This is a genomic window from Vreelandella sp. GE22, assembly GCF_968212445.1.
In genome coordinates, this window is sequence record NZ_OZ309110.1 from 3,514,742 (window position 1) to 3,535,937 (window position 21,196).

Below are 21,196 nucleotides of genomic sequence, written 5' to 3' on the forward strand. Positions count from 1 at the left end.
GCCTCCACCGGCGGCCTAGCTCAATGGGCCGCCTACCACCGTCTTTTGGATACCTTCACGCACGCCCTGGCCATCCTCGTGCTTTAACGCCTCGTACCAGGCCTGGGTTTCGGCGGGGTTTTCGCCGTGAATCATGTCGGCGCGTTTGCGCGCCCGCGCAACGATCTCGCCCACACGCTCTACCCGGGCATGATCGTACTGCGCCAGCGCTTGCGCTAACGCCTGAGCCCTCTCGTCATTTTCCGCTAGCGCTTTTTTGACCGCCTCGGCCAGCACCCAGGCGTCTTCCATGGCCTGGCAGCCGCCCTGGCCCAGATCCGGTGCCATGCCGTGGGCGGCGTCGCCCAGTAGCGCCACGCGGGTATCGATGAGCGTGCTCAACGGCTCGATATCGTGGATCTCCACCCGCGCCATACGCGCCGGGTCGAGCTGATCGATTAGCCTCTGAACCGCCGGGCTCCAGCCGGCAAAATGCGCTTTCAGCTCATCGCGGTAGTGTTCGGAATCGGCGGGCGTACCCGCTTTTAGCGGCACATCGAAGAAGCAATAGAACTCCTGCTGGCCTTCGTCGTTTCCTCCGGTGCCCATGGGCATGAGCGAGACGCGCTTGCCCTCGCCGACATACTGATCCCAGCTTTCCAGCGGGGCCAGGTCGGGATGGGCGGTCACACGCACGTTCCAGTTCACGTAGCCCACGTACTGGCGATCGACACGCTGGCCGACGATCTTGTTGCGAAGGCGTGAGTGCGTGCCGTCGGCCACCACCAACAGGTCGGCCTCGACACGCTCGCCGTCTTCCAGCACGGCGGTCACGCCGTCATCATCGGCTTCGTAATCCACGCAGCTACGCCCCAGCGCGATATGTTCCGCCCCGACCGCATCGAACAACATTTGCTGGAGCGCGGCGCGGGAAATCGGGCAGGCGCGCTGATGGACCGCGTCATAAAGCGGCGTCAGCGAGAAGTCGCTCAGCAGGTGGCCCTCATGGCTTAAATAGCGCATGCGCGTCATGTCACCGCTGATCTGCTCTACCGTGGTGCCCAGGCCCAACTGGTGCATCACTTTGACGCCGTTGGGCCAAAGCGAAATGGCCGCTCCGACCGGGCGCATGACCTCGACCCGTTCGAACACCTGCACACGGTGCCCCTGGCGCTTGAACGCAAGTGCTGCGCTCAACCCGCCCATGCCCGCGCCAATCACGACAATACTCAATGCCATAACGCCTCCCGATTCTGCAAAACAGTTGTTATAAAAAGTGGCTATAAGAAGTGGTTATAAAAAGTGGCTATCAAAGGTCTCCCACGAGCCTACCGCATCTATCGTCCAAAGCGTATATCCCCTCGCGGAGGCACGGGGTAACACTGCATTGAACGAGCAATATCGGGGCCAGCCTTATGTCTCGGTGGATGCGGCAAACCCGCGCAGCTCATCGAAGAGCCAGACGGTGGCGAGCTCATGGGCGTAAAGCTCATGCTGAATCAGCGTGAGTGTGAGCGCGCCAAGCTCACCCGGGGCGTCGACCAGACGTACCGGCAACAGCGCGATGAACCGCTCGGCCATACGCCGAGGAAGCGTCATCACCGCCCCGGTTAGCGCCACCACCCGCGCGGCGGCGATATAGTTAAGGTTTCGGGAGACCACCCGCCGCGTCAAGCCGTGCGCGCTCAGGCAACTGTCGATAGAGCTCGGCCCTAGCCCGCTAATGTCGGCAAGCTCCACGTGGGGTAGCTTGGCGAACTCGGTCAGGCTGAGCGCCCCCCCTACCTGGGCGTTGTTCGTCGCGGCCAGGCATACCCACTGCTCTGCAAGCCACGGCGTTGTCACTACACCAGAGGGCAGCTCGACCTGGCTATCCAGCCCGACCACCATATCCACCTCGTGGCTTTTCAATCCCTCGCCCAGCACCTGGGGCGTTATGAGTTCGATGGCGAAGCTTATATGGGGGGCGCCGCTGAGTAGCCCGCTTAGAAATGGCGGGTACATGAGCTCTTCGAAATAATCCGTCGTGGCCAGTGTAAAGTGGCGTGTGCTGGTCGCCGGTTCGAAAGCGGCCGGCGGCGCGAGGCCCTCTTGCAGCAAGGCGAGCGCTTGGCGCACCACCGGCAGCAACGCCTCGGCCCGAGGGGTGGGCAGCATCCCCTGATCCGTACGCACGAAAAGCGGGTCGTTCAGTCCTTCTCGCAGGCGCCGGAGCGCGTGACTGATCGCGGGCTGGCTCAGGTGTAGCTTAAGCGCGGCCCGGGTCACGTGGCGCTCCTGCATCAAGATGACGAACACCCGAAGCAGGTTGAGATCGAACGTGTGAGGCAAGCGCATGAATCACCATCATCAATGAAGCGAATGGATTGATTCTAAACATTCATTTTATTCATTACCTAAAACCTTTTATGGTCCGGCCTTTCCCTCCTCCTTTTGGAGACATCTGCCGGTGACTCAGCTCTCCCCTCTTGCCTCACCCACCATGCCAAGCCTTTACGGCGACGTAATTTCCACCTTTATGAACGTGCCCAAGGCCCTCGACCCCAAAACGAGCGATGCCGAGGTGGTGGTGAGCGGCGTGCCCTTCGATTTGGCCTGTTCCGGCCGAGCGGGTACGCGCATGGGACCCAACGCCATTCGCCAGGCCACGGCCAACCTGATTTGGGAAGGCAAGCGCTGGCCCTGGGATTTCGCGCTCGAGGAGCGCCTAAAGGTGTGCGATGCGGGGAACCTGGACTACGCCTACGGCGAGCCCGAAAGCCTGGTGGACAACCTGGAAAGCCACGCCGGGCGCTGGCTAGGGGCGGGCAAAAAGATGTTGACGCTCGGCGGCGACCACTACATTACCCTGCCCCTTCTACGCGCCCACGCCCGCGAACACGGCCCCATGGCGCTGATCCACTTCGACGCCCACACCGACACCTACGAGCAGGGCACGCGCTTTGACCATGGCACCATTTTTCACCACGCCTTGAAAGAAGGGCTGGTCGTGCCCGAACACTCGCTACAGATTGGCATTCGCACCAGTTTCGATCGCCAGAACCACCCGTATGAAGTATTGGACGCCGACTGGGTGAACGACCATGGGCCGAAAGCGGTACTCGAAAGAATCCGCGCCCGCGTGGGCCACCACCCGGCCTACATAAGCCTGGATATCGACGGCCTGGACCCGGCCTTTGCCCCGGGCACCGGCACCCCGGTCTGCGGCGGCATGTCGACCGATTTACTGCTGAAGGTGGTAAGGGGCCTGGTCGGTATGGAGCTGGTCGGCATGGACGTGGTGGAGGTCAACCCCGCCTACGATCACGGCGAGATCACCTCGCTGGCCGCCGCCACCTTGGCGCTCGAGTTTTTGTATGTGTTGGGGGCGTCCAAACGCCTTTGATAGCGTCTTCATACCTTGGCGCTTTATTAATCGTGACATTCTAAAGCGCCAAGCGTAGTTCGCTTAGAAACGAGCTGACATCCTCATATTCTCAGCCCCCTGGCGGCAAACAAGTCCTACGAGTTGACGTGGCTGCTAGCGGGCGTATCACTGCCTTTTGAAGCGTCTGTGGCTTTTTCTTTCAGCCTGCGAAACTTGCTGGACATACCCTCGATTTTGGCCTCCCATTCCGGGTCCGGCGTTTGCCCCTCGATCACCTTGAAATAGACCTGCATCATGCAGGTAACGGCTAGCGGCTCGAGCACGGCGGCTTTCACGCTCCAGGCAAACAATAGTGCAATCAAGATGCCCGTGGCTGACCAGCCTCCTGGAATGAGATACGCCACCAAAGCAGCCGGCGCCAACATGACGAGAAAGACCACGAAGGACAGCAGATACATAATGACCGTCAGCCAAGCGGCATTCTGCATCATCGGTTTGAGATTCTGCCCATAAAGAATCAGGCCGTCCCGGGAACCTGCCCACGCATTCGTGGAGCGTGTGCGTAGGCAGTACGCCAAAATCACTTCATCGATAAACCCAACCGCGATACGCAAAAACGCCTGCAGAATGTTCAAAAACTGCTGAGCCCCTGGAATGGGAAGAAGGCCGAAGACGGTTTTCACCAGGCCGATAAACGACTTAAGCACACCTTTAATCAGTTGATCGACCAGAAATAGCACGTTGGCTTGACCGAACCGCTCCTTGACGACCTGACTTGCGTGTTCAATTTGCCCACGCCCCTGGGGTAGCGTTTGTTCTTCCAGTAGCTCGACCAATACGGCGATATGTCCTGCCTTGACCATGTACAGGAGATACTCTCGCAAGAAGTACATGACGCCGCCCACGATACCAAACCCGATAGCGCCCCCCCAGAACGTGGTTGACTCCTGAAAGCCTGCGTCACCCAAGCCGCCAACGCCCCACCCAATACCAGCGCCGATACCGGTCATCAGCAGGTAGGCCAACGCCACCCCGAAATAGACGGCTAACCGGAAAATAATAAAAGGTAACGTCTTGAGCATGAGGCCAATTGCCTGGCCAAGCCTGAAATCCCACATAGATACTCCCTTTCTTAAAAGTTGAAAACACACAAACACCTGAGCCGAATGACATCGCTCAAACCACGCAATAATTCAGACAAAGCTAAAGCACCAGGGACGATAGCAAATTTTTGTTAGACCCGGGAGTTCGAGAAATGAAGTTTAAAGAAAGAAACTTACCGGCGATGCCGAGAGCGATACCCAGAGGCATACGAAAGCGTTCATGAATGGGTGCTTTTGGGTAGTGAACATGGGGTAGTAAGGCCCCTCTTTCAGAAAAAGGTTTTCTGCAGGCTCAATACTATCGTCTAGTACAAAATAAATTTCGTAGCGCTACGATGGCGTACTGTGTCAGCGCCCTATTTTTTTAATCATTATATCTTAGCGCTACGAAATAACTCTGGATAACAACAACAGCTTGTTAAGCAAAGGATCCTTAAAATGAAGTTTTTGGCACTCGCTCCCTTAACGGCCGCCGTTGCATTTGCCGGTGTCAGTACATTCGCTCATGCAAACGACGCTGATATCGAAGCACGCCTGGCCGATCTCGAGGCGCGTTTGGAAGCGGCGGAAGCCCGCAACAATAAGCCCCAGGATACCGATGATGCTCAGTCCCTCGAGCCCAATACCACATCGGTCTCTCAGCGTCTTGATGTGCTGGAAAGGCGCGCCTCCAGCGACGAGGGTCTTTCCCTCAATGGCTATGCCCGCTCGGGGCTACTCATTGGAGAGGATGGCAAAAGTATTTCAGGAGGCCCCTATGTGACACCCGTGGGCCCCTTGGGCGGCGCGGTTGGTCGCTTGGGAAACGAGCCGGATACCTACGTCAACCTGATGTTCAATTTACGCAAGCAGCTCGATAGCGGCGCCAGGTCGCTTTTCCGCGTGGCGATTGCCGACTCGGTGACTACGAGCAATGACTGGACGGCCAACGAGTCTGAACTCAACGTGCGCCAGGTGTACGTCGAGCTGGACCAGCTTCCAAGCTTTACCGGGGCATTCGAAGATGCCGCTATCTGGGCAGGTAAGCGTATCGATCGCGACACCTTCGATATCCACTGGCTGGACAGCGACGTGGTGTTTTTGGCCGGTACCGGCGCCGGGATATACGATGTAAAGCCCACCGATAACTGGCGTACCAATGTCTCGCTCTATGGACGAAGCTTTAACGACTTTCCAGTGGGTGACCCGCGCGACCCGGGGAGAGGCAGCACGGACAGCCTGATCTTGACGTCCAATAACTACGTGGGTAACTGGCAGATGATGGTCAACGCGATGTCTGCCGCTGATAACGACGACCGCCTAACGGAAAGCCGCGATACCGCCGCCGATAACGGCGCCCACGGCATGGTGGCTTACCATGGAGATACTTTCTTTGGGCTTTCCGAAGGCAACTTCAAGGCGGCGCTACTTTACGGCCAGGGGCTCGGCGCCGAGGTCAAACGCCTGGGGTCCAACGGGGATTTGATCGACGACGCTAAAACGGCCCGTTTAGCGGTCTACGGCACCACGTACCTCTCCCCTAACTGGCGTATTGCGCCGGCGCTGCTGGCCGAAACGAGTGAAGACCGGTTTTCGCAAGGGGATAGCTATCGCTGGGTTACGGCGAACGCACGGCTTGCCAACGAGCTAACGCAAAATTTCGAAATGCAGTACGAGGTGAGCTATCAATACATGGATCTCAGCCCCGAAGGGTATCGAAACCGCAATGCGGTCAGCGGGAATTTTGCCAAGTTCACCATCGCCCCCACGTTCAAGCTGGATGTAGGCGGCTTCTGGCAAAGGCCCGAGCTTCGTGCGTTTGCCTCCTACACCGATTGGGACAGCGACCTTAACGGCTATGACACTGAAGACCCCTTTGGTAATGATAACTTCACGGGCGGCCAATGGAGCTTTGGTGTACAGGTTGAAACCTTCTTTTAAAGTACCGTTAACACCGCTCACATCGCGTTTATTGTCGTAATGTTCGTCTTTGCCCATGGAGCTCGCTCCATGGGCTTTTAGTACCTACCCGTCGCTCCTAGCGCTACGAAAATTCAGCTTATGATACAATCGAACATGCTTTAAAGCGTGTAGGGTACCAAGCCCTCGACATCGTGTTTGCTAGAGAGCCAGGGTATGAATAATAAATCTCGCCAGCGTCGTTCGACCCAGCGCGTCACAATGAACGACGTCGCCAAGTTTGCTGATGTGTCGGCCAGCACAGTATCGCTTTATCTGCGTAAACCCGATGAGGTTTCCGGACAGTTGGGCAAGCGCATACAAGCGGCGATCGATACGCTGGGCTACGTGCCCAATTTGATGGCAGGCGCCCTTGCCGCCGCGCGAACACGCGTCATTGGCGTAGTGGTTCCCTCCATGGTGAATGCCATTTTTGCCTCGACGGTCAACACCATGCAGAAAGCCTTGGGGGCACAAGGGTATCAACTGCTGCTGGGCCATAGCGACTACGCGGAGGCCGAAGAAGAAGCGGTGGTCAGAACGTTTCTGTCCTGGTCGCCCAGCGCCATGGTACTGACGGGCTTGAACCACAGCCGGGAAACCCGGCGGATGCTGAGCAATTCGGACGTTCCCGTCATCGAGATGTGGGAACTGGGCTCGAACCCTTTGGATACCCTGGTCGGCTTTTCGCATCACGATGTCGGTCGTGCTCAGGCACGTCACCTGATCGAATCCGGGTGTCAGAAGATCGCGTTTATCGGTACCCGCTTGAGCGTCGACGAACGCGCGAAGCAGCGCTGCGCCGGTAGCGAAGCGGCCCTGGTGGACCTTTTGGGCAGATCTCACACACGCGTTATCGATTGCGGGCCGGGGCGCATGGCAGAAGCGGCCAACCAGGCGTTCATCGACCTGCTCGCGAGCCACCCCGATACGGATGGCATCATTTTCGGTAACGATATGCTGGCCCTGGGTGCGATAGGTGAAGCCCAGCGGCGGGGAATCCGGATTCCTGACGATATTGCCATGATCGGCTTCGGTGACATGGACTTCAGTAACTGCACGCTCCCGCCTTTATCGACCATCCGCCCGCCCCGAGAGGAAATTGGCAACGTGGTGGCCCAGTGCGTTCTTCAACGCCTCCAGGGCCATTTGCAGGAACGTAGCCTGGACCTTGGGTTCGAATTACTCCCCAGGGCCAGCAGCCTTCGCCAACGCTAGTTCTACGGGGTCGAATAACAAGGCGGGGCCATGCCATGCTTCAAGCCGCAAGAAGCGAAGAGGCACATAAGCTCAAACCCGAGGCGAACAGCAGTAAAAAGGCCACCCGGCGTAAGCTTCGCTCACCAAGCGGTGGCGGGTAACGCCGTCCAAGCCAGGTAAATAGCATCACCACGGGTATAGCCGTCGCCGCCAATACCAGGATATTCAGGGTTAGCTGACCGCTCACCCCCACGATGATCAGGCGCTGAAGCGAGTTGATCGCAAAGATCAGAAGCAAACAGTCGCGGATCACTGCCAGCGTCAGCGGCTGGCGGTAGAAGTGAAACACCAGCGGCGGGCCCGAGGTGGAGAACATGCCGCCCATAAAGCCCGACAAACCTCCAAAGAACAGAAACGATAGCCGCCCGGACCGGGCATTTTTGGGCACCGGGTTAAGCACCAGCATCAAGCTACTCAAAATGATCGCCAGCCCCAAAATCAGCTGCAGCCAGTGTACGTAGCTTCCGCTTAAAAAGTCCAGCGCCCAAACACCCCCAATGAGCGTCACGAAACCGCTCAGTGAGCATAAAACAATGATCTGCCAATCCAGGTTGCTCATGTTGCGATAAAGCGCCAGCGCACAGTTGAACAGACTCAGAATACTGATCAGTATGGCCACCATCGACACCGGTGCGAGCCCGGAAAGTACCACGCCCGCCATCAATATCAGCCCGAAAGCGAACCCGGTGATCGTTTGGGCATAGGTGGCCAACGCCACCCAGCCCAGTAGCAGCAAGGTGGCCGAGACACTCATCACTTTTGGCCAGCCACGTCTTCAAATAGCGATGTCCAGGCACTATCGCCGCGGTAGAACACCGGGGGCTGCCCATAGGGGGCGTCTACCGTGACGCGCTGGCCACCGGCATGACGCTGCCCACTCCAAAGGTGCACCCACTCGACGCCTTTGGGTAAATAGACGCGCCAGTCGCTTCTCCCCGCCTCGTGAACCGGCGCGACGAGTACATCCGGCCCATACAGATACTGATCCTGAATGGCGTAGCACGCCTCGTCCGCTTCGAAGTGCAAAAACAGCGGACGCTGTACTGGCACGCTCTTCTCGCTGCCCTCGACGACCAGTGACTTGAGATACGGCGATAAGCGCGCGTAAATGCGGCTCATGCGGGCCAAGTGTGTGGCTACTTCCTGGTCATCGAACCACTGAAGGTTCTCGGTCGGCCGGTTGGACTCGTGGGTACGCATGACCGGGGTAAAGGCGGCCATATCGGTCCAGCGCATGAACAGCTCGCCGTCGCGAGTGTTACCAAACAGGCTGGTATAGCCGCCAATATCGCTATGGTGGAAGGCGTTGCCCATCAACCCGGATGAGAGTGCGGCGCAGATAACCGTCGCCAGCCCATCATGACGTGTGAAATCGACCGATTGATCACCGGCCCAGAGCAGCGGGCAATGTGCCTGCACACCGCTGTAGCCCGCCCTCATGAAGAAGGTGGCCTCATCCGTCAGACCGGCTTCGGCAATGGCTTCTGCGTTCACCTGCGCCCAGCGTACCGGCCAGCGGTTATGCTCTTGCTTGGCACAGACGCCATTACTCAAGGTGACATCGATAGGCAGGTACTCACCAAAGTCCGCCATCCAGCCGCGCACGCCCAGATCCAGCATCTGCTGCTTGATGATGACGTCTTTAAACCAGGTGCATGCCGACGGATTGGTAAAGTCCACGACGCCGCAATCGAACTCACCAAAATCGACCACCGCCGTCTGGCCCTGACCATCCGTCGCCAGGTAGCCCTGGGCCTGTGCTTCGGGGAAAAAGTGCCCATCCACGCATAGATACGGATTCACATAGCCAAGAAACTGCACGTCCTGTTGGCGCAACTCTTCGATCATCGAGTCGAGGCTTGGGTAGCGCTCGGCCTGCCAGCGCCAATCCCAGAAAAGCCTCGTACCGAAACTGGTTTCGCGCACGCCCGCCCAGTCTTCGCACCACAAGGCGGATACCGACATATTCGTGGCGAGCGCTTCGGCCAGTTTGGCTTCGGCGTGTTCCTGGCCGCGCTTGAGCCCCAAAATGACCCCGTTATACACCCATTCGGGCAGTTGGGGCTGGCGGCCAAAATGCGCGCCGATACGCTCGACCAGCTCGAGAAAGGTCGGGGCGCTACGCAGCAAAATGGTCGATGGAACGCCCCATACCTGTAGCTCGTGGAAGGCGTCATTTCTGAAATCGAAATCCGCGTAATTGGTCGTCTCCAGGTCACAGAAGTAACGCCGCGAGGAAACGAAGGTCGGCTGGGGGTAGTTGGTGTGGTAATAGTCGCCACCCGCGCGATTGACCACATCCGACTGCCACGTCACGTAGGTCGACTTGTCGCGCCCTACCCCGGGCTCGGACGTCCAGAGCGGAAAATGACGCCCTCTCAAATCGAAGTAGGACATCTGCTCGCCGCAACCCCATACCCGCTCTTCCTCTTGTGCCGCTAAACGCAGCCAGAAGCGGTTAACACCTTCGGAGGCGCCCAGCGACTCCAGACGAACCCCGTCTTCCACTTCGACCAAACGAAGCGTCAGCTGTACCTCGTCCTCGCGATAACGACGCAGCGCCAGTTGGATCCCGCCCGCCTCTTCAACGGCCGTTAAATGCGCCAAGGCTTCGCGGCTTTCCAGGTAATCCTCGATCTCGAAATTACCCCGGTACATCTCCATGCGCTCTTTGCCGCGGCCAATAAAGAAAGCCGGCGCTTCGGGTCGGTGAACAAGAAGGGCTTCGCCGCCCAGCGTCACACTTAGCTGGCCTTGTGTGGTCGTTATTTGCATAGGAGTTTCTCGTTGAAGGGGCGACGCCGAACGCCGCTTAATCAGTTGAGGGTCAGGCCTGCATCGACGATGAAGTTCTGGCCGGTACAGCCACGGCTCTCCTCGGAGCCGAGAAAGAGCGCCATGCGCGCGACATCATCAGCTTGAAGCCGGAATTTCAGCGCCTGCAGGTCAAGAAAGCGCTGATTGACTTCCGGCGTCAGCCAGAGCCGCTCCTGGCGCGGCGTTAGAATGGCGCCCGGCACCAGGGAGTTGACTCGGATGCCGTGCTCCCCCAGCTCCTGGGCCAGGGTGCGGGTCAACCCATTGATCGCCGCCTTGGCGGCGGTGTAGCCCACCATGCCGGGGCGCCCTCGCATCCAGGAAATGGAGCCCAGGTTGATGATGGCGCCAGTACCGGCCGTCTTCATGGCAGGCAGTACGGCCTGAGTGGCAAACACGTGATGGCGCAGGTTGATGGCCTGGCAGTTGTCCCAGTACTCCGGTGTGATGTCCTCAATGGAGTGCCGATCATCGAGCCCCGCATTATTGATCAGGATCTGCGTGGGCCCTTGCGCTGCCTCGATCTCTTTCACCACCGCCTGCAAGCGCTCGATATCGCGGATATCGCAGGCATGGAACGCAGCTTTAGGCCCAAGCGTTCGTACCAGCTCTTCCCCGGCATCCGTGTCGATATCCAGAAACGCGACCCGAGCGCCCTGGGCAATAAACGCCTTGACCAGCTCGGCCCCGATGCCCGACCCACCGCCGGAAATAATCACACGCTTGTCATTGAGCGACTGATACGTCACATCACGATAATCATTCATGAGAGCGCTTCACTCGATGGCCATGTTGATATATTTGGTTTCAAGGTAATCCTCGATACCCAGATAGGAGCCCTCACGACCCTGGCCCGATTGCTTGATACCGCCAAAGGGTGCCTCGCAGGTCGATACGTGACCGTTGTTGATACCGACCATGCCGTACTCCAGCGCTTCGGACATGCGCCAGGCGCGGCTCAAATCGCGGGTGTAGCAGTACGCCGCCAGCCCGTATTCGGTGTCATTGGCCTGGGCGATCACTTCGCTTTCGCTTTCGAAGCGGAACACCGGCGCCAGCGGGCCGAACGTCTCTTCACCAAAACAGGTCATCTGCGGCGTTGCCCCGGTCAGTACGGCCGGCGTCAGGAAGTTGCCTTCCTTGCGCTGCCCGCCCAGCAGGAGCTGGCCGCCTTTGGCGAGCGCATCCTCGATCTGCTCCAATACCTTGTCAGCGGCCGATGCATCGATCATTGGCCCGACATCGACCCCGTCCTCGTGGCCTGGGCCCACTTTGAGCTTGGCGACCTCTTCGGCAAGGCGCTTGGTAAAGGCATCGTGGATACCGGCCTGTACGAAGATTCGGTTCGCACACACGCAGGTCTGCCCGGCGTTGCGGAATTTCGCCTGCATGACGCCTTCGATGGCCTTTTCAAGGTCGGCATCGTCGAACACGATAAACGGCGCGTTACCGCCGAGCTCCATCGACACTTTCTTGACAGTATCGGCGCTTTGCTTGAGCAGCATCTTGCCAATAGCGGTGGAGCCAGTGAAAGAGAGCTTGCGCACTTTCGGGCTTTCGGTCATGGCTTTACCGATAGCACGTGCCTCCCCGGTGACCACATTGACCACCCCGGCCGGAATGCCCGCCCGCATGGCAAGCTCCGCCATGGCAAGGGCCGAATAGGGCGTTTGCGCCGCCGGTTTGATGACGATGGTGCACCCCGCCGCCAGCGCTGGTCCGGCCTTGCGGGCGATCATCGCCGCGGGGAAGTTCCAGGGCGTAATCGCAGCACACACACCGACGGGCTGCTTGACGACCAGCAAACGGCGGTCACTTTGCGGGGTCGGGATCACATCCCCGTAAGTACGCCGGCCCTCTTCGGCAAACCACTCGAAGAAGCTGGCCGCGAAACCGATCTCACCGCGTGCCTCGGCCAGCGGTTTACCCTGTTCGGCGGTCATGAGTGCCGCCAGGTCTTCCTGATGCTCGAGGAGCAAATCATGCCAGCGCCGCAAAAGCGCGCCGCGTGCCTTGGCGGTCATCGCCTGCCAGGCAGGCAGCGCCGCTTCGGCCGCATCGATGGCACGTAGCGTTTCGCCTTCGCCCAGCCGCGGTACCTGGCCCAATACGCTTTCATTTGAGGGGTCGGTGACGTTACTTACGTCATTGTTATCAGCGCCTACCCACTCACCACCGATCAGGCATGCCTCACGCTGTAAAGTGGCATCGTTTAGTTTCAACATCATGTGCTCCTCAACGTTATTCGAATTCAGACCAGCTCAAAAGCTAGCCAATGAACAGAGGCTCGCTCTGCCCTGCCACGTCTACGCGCATGGCAAAAAGATTCCCGGACTCGGGGTAGCGCTCGAGCTCCTCCGCCGAGCGCCCCTGGCGGGCCGAGGTAACATATAGGGTCTTTAAATCCGGCCCGCCGAACGCGCACATCGTGGGGCAGCGGGCGGGCAGCGGGTACTCGGCCACGATCTCCCCCGCCGGCGATAACCGCACCACCCGGCCGCCCTCGTAAAGCGCTGACCAGTAGTAACCTTCGCTATCGACCGCCGCCCCGTCCGGGCGCCCGTTACCAAAGGGGAAGCGATGAAAAACTTCCCGCGGGCCCGCTATATCACCGGTTTCCGGGTTAAGGGGGTAGCGGTAAATCACGTGATTGGGTGTATCCGAATGGTAGGCCCAGCTACGGTCCGGGCTGAAAGCGACGCCGTTGGACACCTTGATATCACCCGCGAGCCGACGGCATTGGAGCCCTGCATCGACCTGAAAAAGCGACGCGGCCGGTACGTCCCGGGGCTCATGAATGGTACCCGCCCAAAAGCGCCCCCAGGGGTCGACACGGCCATCATTGAAGCGGCTAATAGAGGTATCCTCGACCGGGCGCGCCACGCAGTGATCTAATTGCGCTTCGCTGTCCAGCAGCCATATTCCCGAACGCAGCCCTGCAATGAAACCGCCCCCCTGGCGGCGCCCGAAACAGCCGATATTTTCCGGCATCGGCCACTGCTGGTTCTGCTGAGTGGCCGGGTCAAACCGATTCAGGGCAGGGGCTTCGATATCCACCCAGTAAAGCGCCTGCTCGTCTTCCGCCCATACCGGGCACTCGCCAAGCAGGGCCTGAGCGGGCAGAACCGTCGTGAAAGAAGTATCCATCATGGTCACTCTCGAATCTCGGTTGCAGATGACAAAACATCGTGTCACGGCTGATGCCCAAACGGCGATGGCGTCAGTAGACGCCGCTATTGCCCGTGTCCACATCGCCGCCCTTGAGAGCGCCCACGTACTCTTTGGCCCGCGACATCATCAGGCTCATATCCGAACCCACGGCGACAAAACCGAAGCCCAGCGACCGGTACTGGCCCACCAGTTCGGGGTCGGCGCCCACGATGCCGCAGGGCAGCTTCAGCCGCTGGCTCTTCTCTACGGCCTCTTTGATGGCGGCCTGGACATCGGTGTGGCGTATATCGCCAATGTGCCCCATGGCCGCGGAAAGATCGCCCGGGCCCACGAAGAATCCGTCGATATCCGGCACCGCAGCAATGTCGTCCATGGCCGCCAGCGCTTCGGGGGTTTCCAATTGCAGGATCACCGCGATCTCTTCGTCCGCCTGCTGCAAATAATTGGCGACCGTGCCGTAGCGGCTGGCGCGGTGAACCGCCGCCACGCCGCGGCTGCCTTTACCGGGATAGCGCGTCGACGACACCGCCTGGGAGGCTTCCTCGGCATTTTGGATATAGGGGAACATCAGCGTCTGGGCGCCGCTGTCGAGCACCCGTTTGACGATGACCGGATCGTTCCAGGGAAGGCGCACCACGAGCTCAGTCGGCGTACCCGCGACGGCCTGCATGATGGCGACCGCCTCGGGGATACCAATGGGGACATGCTCCATATCGAGCACGACGTAATCGAAACCGGCCCAGCCAATGGCTTCGGCTACATTGGGGCTTGCCGTCATCAACCAAGTGCCCACGGGCACCTTGTCGGGTTCATTCAACCACTGCTTGAACTTGTTTTTGGGAAGGGTCATCGGATTGATTCCTTAAAAGATTTCCGGCTCTGGCTGACGCTGGCCGTTTTGTAGAATATCGAAGTCGCAGCCCTGGTCGGCCTGGGTGACATGCTCCTGATAAATGGCGGTGTAACCGCGATCGATACGCGGGCTGGGGGGGCGCCACGCCTGGCGACGCTTTTCGAGTTCGTCATCACTGATGCAAAGCGCCAGGCGCCGGTCGGCGACATCCAGCTCGATTTCATCGCCATTGCGTACCAGCGCGAGTGGCCCGCCAACGGCGGATTCGGGCGCAATATGAAGCACACAAGTACCGTAGTGGGTGCCACTCATGCGGGCATCCGACAGGCGCAGCATGTCTCTGACACCCTGGGCCAACAGCTTCTTGGGAATCGGCAAGGCGCCCCACTCGGGCATACCCGGTGCACCCTTGGGGCCGGCGCTACGCAATACCAGTACACTGTCCGCCGTCACGTCCAGATCCGGGTCATCGATACGCGCCACCATATCGGCGTGGTTTTCAAACACGATCGCATTACCACGATGGCGGGTCAGTTTGGCATCGGCAGAGCTTGGCTTGATGACCGCCCCTCTCGGCGCCAGGTTACCGCGCAGCACGGCCAGTGCCGCACCGTCGCAGACCGGGTTATCCAGGCGGCGAATAACATTCTCGTCGTAGCACTCGGCATCTTTCAGGTTCTCGCCAAGTGTCTGACCGCTGACGCTGGCCGTACCAAGCTCGAGGTGGTCGCTCAAATGCAACAGCAGGGCGGGTAGCCCCCCGGCGTAATAGAAGTCTTCCATCAGGTGGTTGCCTGACGGGAAAATATTCGCCAAAACGGGAATTTGGCGCGCGACCGTGTCCATATCGTCCAGGGTGAGTTCGACATTGGCGCGCCGGGCCAGCGCGATAAGGTGAATCGCGGCGTTGGTCGAGCCGCCCAGCGCCATATAGCATTTGACGCCGTTAAGAAAATTATCCCGGGTTAGGATGTCGGAAGGCTTAAGGTCTTCCCAGATCATCTCTACGATACGACTACCACACTCGGACGCCATGCGGGTATGCGCGGCGTCCGCCGCCGGAATGCTCGAAGCACCCGGCAGGCTAAGGCCCATCGCATCGATAATCGACGTCATGGTCGAGGCCGTGCCCATGGTGTTGCACGTGCCGTTGGAGCGCGTCATTCGCGACTCCAGGTCGATCCACTCTTCCTGGGTAATGTTCCCGCTGCGTAACTCATCCCAATATTTACGCGTATGGGTGCCAGCACCCAGCGTTTTACCTTTCCACTTTCCGTTGAGCATGGGGCCGGCCGAGCAGAATATCGCCGGTATATTCATGCTGATGGCGCCCATCAGCAAAGCGGGCGTGGTCTTGTCACAGCCGCCCAAAAGGACCACACCGTCGATGGGGTGGCAGCGGAGCAGCTCTTCGGCTTCCATCGCCAGAAAATTGCGGTAAAGCATCGTGGTGGGTTTGACGAGCACCTCCCCCAGCGACAAGGCAGGCAGCTCGACGGGATACCCGCCGCTCGCCCACACCGCCCGTTTGACCGCCTCGGCGCGATCCCGCAGGTGCGCGTGGCAGGGGCTCAAATCACTCCAGGTATTGATAATACCGACGACCGGTTTGTTCATGAACTCATCGCGGCGCAAGCCCATTTGCTGGGTTCGCTGGCGATGCGCAAACCCTCGCATATCCTGGGAGTCGTACCAGCGCTGGCTGCGCAGCTCTTCGATCTTGCGTCGCTGTTGTTTTGTCACGTCGTAGGCCTTTAGGTCGTAACGGGCGTTTATAAGATGGCTTCCCTTTTTATTATATTTTCGTAGCGCTACGAAAATATAGCGTTCGGTGTTTAGAACTGTCAACTTCATGACGGGAACAGCCATCGAAATAATAGTAATAATAAATTAAAATCATAATCTTAACGAACTATAAGTGGGTTATTTTCCATATATAAGACTTATGTCTAAGCCTACCAGCCCCGAACTGGCGCCGGTTTGCTTGACAGTCTATAGGGGCATCACTAACATTTTCGCAGCGCTACGAGATACGCTATCAAAAGCTCACCTTTACTACTACAAAGAAGAAGGCAACCTCCCAAAGGAGGCTTAACTGCCTTACGGAGGCGGCAATGCCCACGTTCATCGCCCTACTTGATCGTATAAACGGGATAACAACACGCTGGGCGGGCTACATGGCAACGCTTCTGCTGGCCGCCATGCTGGGTATCATGATTACCCACGTTTTTTTCCGTTACGTGCTCAGCGACAGCTTCGGATGGACGGAGGAGTTGGCGCGTTTCATGATGGTATGGATGGCGTTTTTGTTCTTCCCCGCCGCCCATCGCCAAGGGCTTAACGCAAGCCTTGAAATAGTGACGGATTGGTTTAAAGACGCCTTTTTATGGCGACTTCTGCAGTTGCTGCTCGAACTATGTGTTTTAGCGGTACTGATATGGTGTATCAAACTCGGCTTTGACCGTATCGATCGAGGTGCCACGATCGCGAGTCTATCGCTTGGCATTAGCATGTCGATCGTTTACTACGTCCTCCCCTTAAGCTTTTTTCTCACGGCTTTAAGCTCTTTTGAACGCGTCCTGCGTTTGGGATATAGCCTCTTTTTTAACATCCACTTACCAGCCAGGCATGAAACGTCTGCTGATAACGACAACGTCGAGGTATAACCATGGCCTTTGCTTATTTATGGGTATTCCTCTTTCTTTTAATCGCGGGCATGCCGATTGTTTTTCTCATGCTTTTTGCCCCGGGCGTTAGCCTGCTGCTGGAAGGTCGGCCGGTCTTTCTCAATCTTTTATTCCAGCGTCTTTTTGCCGGTATCGATAGTTTCCCCTTGATGGCGCTGCCCTTCTTTATTCTGGCGGGCGAGCTGATGACAGCGGGCGGGGTCACTGCGCGTATCGTGCGTTTTGCCGAAACGCTTATTGGCCACCGCAAAGCCGGCCTGGGCCAGGTCTCGGTTGCCTCATCCCTCATGCTGGCGGGTGGTTCAGGCTCGGCAGTCGCGGATGCATCCGCCATGGGGTCCGTGATGATCCCGGCCATGCGCCAATCGGGTTACACCAACCGTTTCTCGGCGGCGATCACCGCCGCATCCGCGGTCATTGCCAGCATTATTCCGCCCAGCGGCATCTTCATTCTTTATGCGTTCATCATGAACGTTTCCGTGGCGGGCATGTTTGCGGGCGGCATCGTGCCGGGCATCCTGATCGGTGTAGGGCTCATGATCACGATTGCCATCATGGCCCGTTTCAAGGAGTTCCCGGAGCCGCTACGTAAAGCCACGTGGAAAGAGAAGTGGCAGGCATTCGTGACCGCCTTCATGCCGCTTCTTACGCCGGTCATTCTTATCGGCGGTATCGTGGGCGGTATTTTCACGCCCACGGAAGGCGCGGCCGTTGCTGCCTTTTACGCATTGATTCTTGGGCTTTTCGTGACCCGTGAAATCAGCTTCAAAGAGCTTCCCCGTCTGTTTGGTAAAGCTGCGTTGAACTCAGCGGTCATTCTGCTGCTGGTAGGGGCGGCCGTCGCGTTTGCATCGCTGGTCAGCCTGAAAGGCACGCCGCAACTCGTAAGCACCTTCATTCTCTCCGTTACCGACGATCCGCGGATTCTGTTCTTTCTGGTCGTGGTTTTTCTATTGGCCGTCGGCACCATCATGGATGCCGGGCCTGCCATTCTGATTTTGGGTCCCATCCTGGCCCCCGTCATGACCGGGGTCGGGGTTGATCCTATTCATTTTGCTGTCGTGATGAGTATCACCTTGATCATGGGGCTCATAACGCCACCGATGGGCCTGGTCCTCTTTGTGGTCAGCAGTATCAGCAAAGAACGCATCGAGAGAATCGCGTGGGAGATGCTGCCGCTCTTTTTTGTCGAGATCGCGATCCTTTTCGCTTTGGTTTATATCCCTGACCTCATTTTGGCACTACCCAGAATGTTTGGTTATGTCGCTTGACCTGTAATAAAACTCCAAGGAGAACAATGACAATGTCCATGAAACACGCCCGTAAAACCCTCGCTACGCTGCTAGTGGGGGGCACGCTTTTCACGCCAGTTCTGGCGCACGCCACCGACCTCAATCTGGTGTTTCTCGCCAACGAAGAAGACCAGGAATATGACGCGGCGCTGGTATTCAAAAACTACGTGGAGAGCCGTACCGCCGGCGACATCAACGTCAATATCTTTGCCGGCGCACAGCTATGTGGCTCAGCCAACGAGTGTTTCGAAGCCATGCAGGCAGGCATCGTCGACATCTACACGGCGACGGCCGGTGGCGTCGCCTCGGTTTACCCACCGATCCAAGGGTTGGATATTCCTTACGCGTTCCCCGATGACCGGGCGGCGATGAACATGCTCACCGACCCGGAATTTACCGGCTTTTTACGCGATGAGATTCTCCAGGCCAGTAACGATGGCATCCGCCTGATGTCCATGACGCAGACCGGTGGCTGGCGCAATATCGTCAACGGTGAGCGTGAAATTCGCACGCCCAGTGATGCCGAAGGGCTTCGCTTTCGCACGATAGAGTCGGAAATCCAGCAGCTCATGGTCAGGGAAATGGGCGCATCGCCAACTCCGCTGCCCTGGCTTGAAGTGTATACCGGCCTGCAGACCGGCGTGGTCGACGGCACGCTCAACTCGATTTCAGACATCACCAACATGAATTTCCAGGAAGTCATCAAGTACATGACCATGGATAACCATGCGTACATGGCGGCCATGTGGCTCATGGGGAATCAGAAGTTTCAATCTCTGTCTGCTGAGCAACAGCGTGTCGTTGCCGATGGTGCGGCGATGATGGCGACGGTTCAGTTTGGTATCCAGCCACGCAAGGAGCTGGAGGCTTACCGCAAATGGGAAGAAGCGGGAGGCGAGATCTACACGCCGACCGAAGAAGAGATGGAAGAGTTTCGCGCCCTGGCCGACCCCGTCAGGAAGTGGTACCTGGAGACGTTTGGCGAAGACGGCGAAAGCTTTTTGGACGCCTTCGAAGCGGCCCGTGACCGGGCAGAAGAGCGCGCCAATGCTGACCGGGATTCCATTCTGGGGTCATAAGCGCCGGACAATAGCTTAAACTTAAGATAACTGTCAGCCTGGTCACTCCAACAGGCTGACAGTCACACTATCCCCCTTGCACCCTCTTTCTTCCCCCTATCTCTTCTCGCCGCCCCACCGGCCGTCTCAACCAAAACGTCATCAACACCACCGCCAGCAGCACCTCGGCCAGGTCGCCGCCGTAGTACATCAGCTGCGCGGCGGCTTGCACGTCTTCCAGAGCGTGGCCGGTGCCCCGGGGTAAGCCTTGAGCGTACATCAGCTTGCCGAGCAGGCTGTGGGTAGCGATGGCGGCGAACAGCACGCCGAGGCGAAAGCGCAGGCTGAGCCGGTGGGGTGAGGTGTCGGGCTCGGCGAGGATCGCCCAGCAGAAAAGATAACCTGCCAGCAGGAAATGCAGGTGAATGGCGTAGTGAAGCGTCGGGCTTTCAAGCGAAGCGGCGTAAAGCGGCGTCATGTAGAGCACGTACATGCCGCCCACGTTGAGAAACAGTGCGGTGACCGGGTGAGCGATCAAGCGAATGAAGCGGCTGTGAAGAAGCGCCACTACCACCTTGCCGCCCGCCTGCGGAAGCGTTTTGAACAGCAATGTGACCGGGGCGGCCAACACCCAGGCAAGCGGCGCGAACATGCCGATCAAAAGGTGCAGCGTCATGTGCCCGATCAGGTCGTGGTGCGCCCAATTCATCAGCGAGGGCCAGAAAGCCACGCCCAGCAGCGCGCTGCCCAGCACGAAGAAACCGCACCGCTTACGGCTCCAGAACGCCCGGCGGTGAAGCCCTTGGGCGGCAACCAGGTACACCAGCGTGATGAGGACGACCAGCGCGAAGGGCAGCCAAGCCAGCAGCGAGCCATGAGTGTTGGCGTGGGCGTGCATTTAACGCGCGGCGCTTGACCGGGCGCGCCGGAAAAACCCCACCCCGACCAGCAAAAAGACGATGGCGCAGGCGTTCCATACCAGGTCGTACATCAGCGGATCCACGCCGTAACGAATCTGATGCAGGCCCAACACCTTGTGGTTGATCAGGCCATCGAAGAGCTGAAAGCCGCCCATCCCCAGAAAAAAGCCCGCTTTCGTCCAGGCAATGCTCAAACATTGGCGCTGAGAAAGATCCAACAGCATGAAGACCCCCACCACCACGGCCAGCAGTTCGCCTGCATGCAACAGCCCGTCGGACACAATACCGAATGCCGGCGTGGAGAAGTCGAAAAAGTGGTGCCACTGCAAAAGCTGGTGGAAGACGATTTCATCGACGGCCGCCATGACCCCGATGCCCACCAGCACCGCCGCCCAAAGCGAGCGCTTTGCGCTCAACGTGGTAGATGCATTCGCCATTCTGGTCATCGCCGTTCTCCCTGACTGTCATGTAAGCGTAGGCAAGCCCACCCCCGGGGTAAAGGGTGGGCGGTGCCTGGCGCAATGAGCAATTGCCCTGACCAGGGGCGCTCTCTAGAATAGCGCGCGTCGGTGTTTCTTCGGAAACTTAATAGAGAATCCAAAGCGGCCTGGCCGCGAACCGGAACTGCCCCCGCAACTGTAGGCGGCGAGCGACGCTCAAGAGACCACTGGACGCTACGTCCGGGAAGGTGAGCTAGCCATGACCCGTCAGTCAGGAGAACTGCCGACGACTCTTCACTCACCACGGCGCC

The 21,196-nt window shown here is 58.5% G+C and carries 18 protein-coding genes and 1 riboswitch; of the genes, 6 read left to right on the top strand and 12 right to left on the bottom strand.

What is annotated here, in order from left to right:
- Positions 1-15: 15 nt before the first annotated feature.
- Together hpxO and ACWHRL_RS16525 are read right to left on the bottom strand one after the other, a co-directional pair.
- Positions 16-1,218 (bottom strand): FAD-dependent urate hydroxylase HpxO, encoded by a 1,203-nt coding sequence (gene hpxO, locus ACWHRL_RS16520; protein ID WP_447894515.1) that lies wholly within the window; start codon positions 1,216-1,218, stop codon positions 16-18.
- A gap of 174 nt (positions 1,219-1,392) precedes the next feature.
- A complete protein-coding gene (locus tag ACWHRL_RS16525) occupies positions 1,393-2,316 on the bottom strand; it encodes a LysR family transcriptional regulator (protein WP_447894516.1) in 924 nt (307 codons plus the stop codon).
- 145 nt (positions 2,317-2,461) lie between these two features.
- On the opposite strand from ACWHRL_RS16525, the gene speB reads away from it, so the two are divergent.
- On the top strand, positions 2,462-3,364 hold the full coding sequence (gene speB, locus ACWHRL_RS16530) for an agmatinase (RefSeq protein ID WP_447896190.1): 903 nt from the start codon (positions 2,462-2,464) through the stop codon (positions 3,362-3,364).
- 116 nt (positions 3,365-3,480) lie between these two features.
- On the opposite strand, the gene ACWHRL_RS16535 is transcribed toward speB, so the two are convergent.
- Positions 3,481-4,497, bottom strand: coding sequence for a hypothetical protein (locus ACWHRL_RS16535; RefSeq protein ID WP_447894517.1), 1,017 nt, complete (start codon positions 4,495-4,497; stop codon positions 3,481-3,483).
- Between the two features lie 390 nt (positions 4,498-4,887).
- Here ACWHRL_RS16535 and ACWHRL_RS16540 point away from each other — a divergent pair, with 390 nt between their 5' ends.
- The gene (locus ACWHRL_RS16540) at positions 4,888-6,369 is read left to right on the top strand and encodes a carbohydrate porin (RefSeq protein WP_447894518.1); all 1,482 of its coding nucleotides are present in this window, start codon (positions 4,888-4,890) and stop codon (positions 6,367-6,369) included.
- Positions 6,370-6,564: 195 nt separating this feature from the next.
- Complete coding sequence (locus tag ACWHRL_RS16545; protein WP_447530154.1) at positions 6,565-7,605, top strand: LacI family DNA-binding transcriptional regulator; 1,041 nt, start codon at positions 6,565-6,567, stop codon at positions 7,603-7,605.
- A gap of 40 nt (positions 7,606-7,645) precedes the next feature.
- On the opposite strand, the gene ACWHRL_RS16550 is transcribed toward ACWHRL_RS16545, so the two are convergent.
- The 7 genes from ACWHRL_RS16550 to araD all read right to left on the bottom strand — a co-directional run bounded on the left by ACWHRL_RS16550 (position 7,646) and on the right by araD (position 16,231).
- Positions 7,646-8,401, bottom strand: coding sequence for a TSUP family transporter (locus tag ACWHRL_RS16550; RefSeq protein ID WP_447894519.1), 756 nt, complete (start codon positions 8,399-8,401; stop codon positions 7,646-7,648).
- The gene (locus ACWHRL_RS16555) at positions 8,401-10,512 is read right to left on the bottom strand and encodes an alpha-glucosidase (RefSeq protein WP_447896191.1); all 2,112 of its coding nucleotides are present in this window, start codon (positions 10,510-10,512) and stop codon (positions 8,401-8,403) included. Before ACWHRL_RS16555 ends, ACWHRL_RS16550 begins: the two co-directional genes overlap by 1 nt.
- A complete protein-coding gene (locus tag ACWHRL_RS16560; RefSeq protein WP_447894520.1) occupies positions 10,464-11,231 on the bottom strand; it encodes an SDR family NAD(P)-dependent oxidoreductase in 768 nt (255 codons plus the stop codon). Before ACWHRL_RS16560 ends, ACWHRL_RS16555 begins: the two co-directional genes overlap by 49 nt.
- 9 nt (positions 11,232-11,240) lie before the next feature.
- On the bottom strand, positions 11,241-12,689 hold the full coding sequence (locus ACWHRL_RS16565) for an NAD-dependent succinate-semialdehyde dehydrogenase (RefSeq protein WP_447530157.1): 1,449 nt from the start codon (positions 12,687-12,689) through the stop codon (positions 11,241-11,243).
- Between the two features lie 43 nt (positions 12,690-12,732).
- A complete protein-coding gene (locus ACWHRL_RS16570; protein WP_447894521.1) occupies positions 12,733-13,614 on the bottom strand; it encodes an SMP-30/gluconolactonase/LRE family protein in 882 nt (293 codons plus the stop codon).
- A gap of 70 nt (positions 13,615-13,684) precedes the next feature.
- Positions 13,685-14,485: an HpcH/HpaI aldolase family protein gene (locus ACWHRL_RS16575; protein ID WP_447894522.1), complete on the bottom strand. Its 801-nt coding sequence runs from the start codon at positions 14,483-14,485 to the stop codon at positions 13,685-13,687.
- Positions 14,486-14,497: 12 nt separating this feature from the next.
- Positions 14,498-16,231, bottom strand: coding sequence for an L-arabinonate dehydratase (gene araD, locus ACWHRL_RS16580; RefSeq protein WP_447894523.1), 1,734 nt, complete (start codon positions 16,229-16,231; stop codon positions 14,498-14,500).
- 371 nt (positions 16,232-16,602) lie between these two features.
- Between araD and ACWHRL_RS16585 the strand changes: the two genes are divergently transcribed.
- From ACWHRL_RS16585 to ACWHRL_RS16595, 3 genes are read left to right on the top strand one after another with little or no spacing between them, the layout of a single operon-like run.
- A complete protein-coding gene (locus ACWHRL_RS16585; protein WP_447530161.1) occupies positions 16,603-17,154 on the top strand; it encodes a TRAP transporter small permease in 552 nt (183 codons plus the stop codon).
- Positions 17,155-17,156: 2 nt separating this feature from the next.
- Positions 17,157-18,446: a TRAP transporter large permease gene (locus tag ACWHRL_RS16590; protein WP_447894524.1), complete on the top strand. Its 1,290-nt coding sequence runs from the start codon at positions 17,157-17,159 to the stop codon at positions 18,444-18,446.
- A gap of 32 nt (positions 18,447-18,478) precedes the next feature.
- A complete protein-coding gene (locus ACWHRL_RS16595; RefSeq protein WP_447894525.1) occupies positions 18,479-19,546 on the top strand; it encodes a TRAP transporter substrate-binding protein in 1,068 nt (355 codons plus the stop codon).
- 67 nt (positions 19,547-19,613) lie between these two features.
- On the opposite strand, the gene ACWHRL_RS16600 is transcribed toward ACWHRL_RS16595, so the two are convergent.
- Complete coding sequence (locus ACWHRL_RS16600; protein WP_447894526.1) at positions 19,614-20,423, bottom strand: cytochrome c oxidase assembly protein; 810 nt, start codon at positions 20,421-20,423, stop codon at positions 19,614-19,616.
- Positions 20,424-20,891 (bottom strand): DUF2243 domain-containing protein, encoded by a 468-nt coding sequence (locus ACWHRL_RS16605; RefSeq protein WP_447894527.1) that lies wholly within the window; start codon positions 20,889-20,891, stop codon positions 20,424-20,426.
- A gap of 104 nt (positions 20,892-20,995) precedes the next feature.
- Positions 20,996-21,187, top strand: a riboswitch (cobalamin riboswitch).
- Positions 21,188-21,196 lie beyond the last annotated feature (9 nt).

What these genes read in the sequence shown, in the direction of transcription:
- hpxO (WP_447894515.1), bottom strand. Translation starts at nt 1,218, where the DNA reads ATGGCATTGAGTATTGTCGTGATTGGCGCGGGCATGGGCGGGTTGAGC.
- ACWHRL_RS16525 (WP_447894516.1), bottom strand. Translation starts at nt 2,316, where the DNA reads ATGCGCTTGCCTCACACGTTCGATCTCAACCTGCTTCGGGTGTTCGTC.
- speB (WP_447896190.1), top strand. Translation starts at nt 2,462, where the DNA reads ATGCCAAGCCTTTACGGCGACGTAATTTCCACCTTTATGAACGTGCCC.
- ACWHRL_RS16540 (WP_447894518.1), top strand. Translation starts at nt 4,888, where the DNA reads ATGAAGTTTTTGGCACTCGCTCCCTTAACGGCCGCCGTTGCATTTGCC.
- ACWHRL_RS16545 (WP_447530154.1), top strand. Translation starts at nt 6,565, where the DNA reads ATGAATAATAAATCTCGCCAGCGTCGTTCGACCCAGCGCGTCACAATG.
- ACWHRL_RS16550 (WP_447894519.1), bottom strand. Translation starts at nt 8,401, where the DNA reads ATGAGTGTCTCGGCCACCTTGCTGCTACTGGGCTGGGTGGCGTTGGCC.
- ACWHRL_RS16560 (WP_447894520.1), bottom strand. Translation starts at nt 11,231, where the DNA reads ATGAATGATTATCGTGATGTGACGTATCAGTCGCTCAATGACAAGCGT.
- ACWHRL_RS16565 (WP_447530157.1), bottom strand. Translation starts at nt 12,689, where the DNA reads ATGTTGAAACTAAACGATGCCACTTTACAGCGTGAGGCATGCCTGATC.
- ACWHRL_RS16570 (WP_447894521.1), bottom strand. Translation starts at nt 13,614, where the DNA reads ATGATGGATACTTCTTTCACGACGGTTCTGCCCGCTCAGGCCCTGCTT.
- ACWHRL_RS16575 (WP_447894522.1), bottom strand. Translation starts at nt 14,485, where the DNA reads ATGACCCTTCCCAAAAACAAGTTCAAGCAGTGGTTGAATGAACCCGAC.
- ACWHRL_RS16585 (WP_447530161.1), top strand. Translation starts at nt 16,603, where the DNA reads ATGCCCACGTTCATCGCCCTACTTGATCGTATAAACGGGATAACAACA.
- ACWHRL_RS16590 (WP_447894524.1), top strand. Translation starts at nt 17,157, where the DNA reads ATGGCCTTTGCTTATTTATGGGTATTCCTCTTTCTTTTAATCGCGGGC.
- ACWHRL_RS16595 (WP_447894525.1), top strand. Translation starts at nt 18,479, where the DNA reads ATGTCCATGAAACACGCCCGTAAAACCCTCGCTACGCTGCTAGTGGGG.
- ACWHRL_RS16600 (WP_447894526.1), bottom strand. Translation starts at nt 20,423, where the DNA reads ATGCACGCCCACGCCAACACTCATGGCTCGCTGCTGGCTTGGCTGCCC.
- ACWHRL_RS16605 (WP_447894527.1), bottom strand. Translation starts at nt 20,891, where the DNA reads ATGACCAGAATGGCGAATGCATCTACCACGTTGAGCGCAAAGCGCTCG.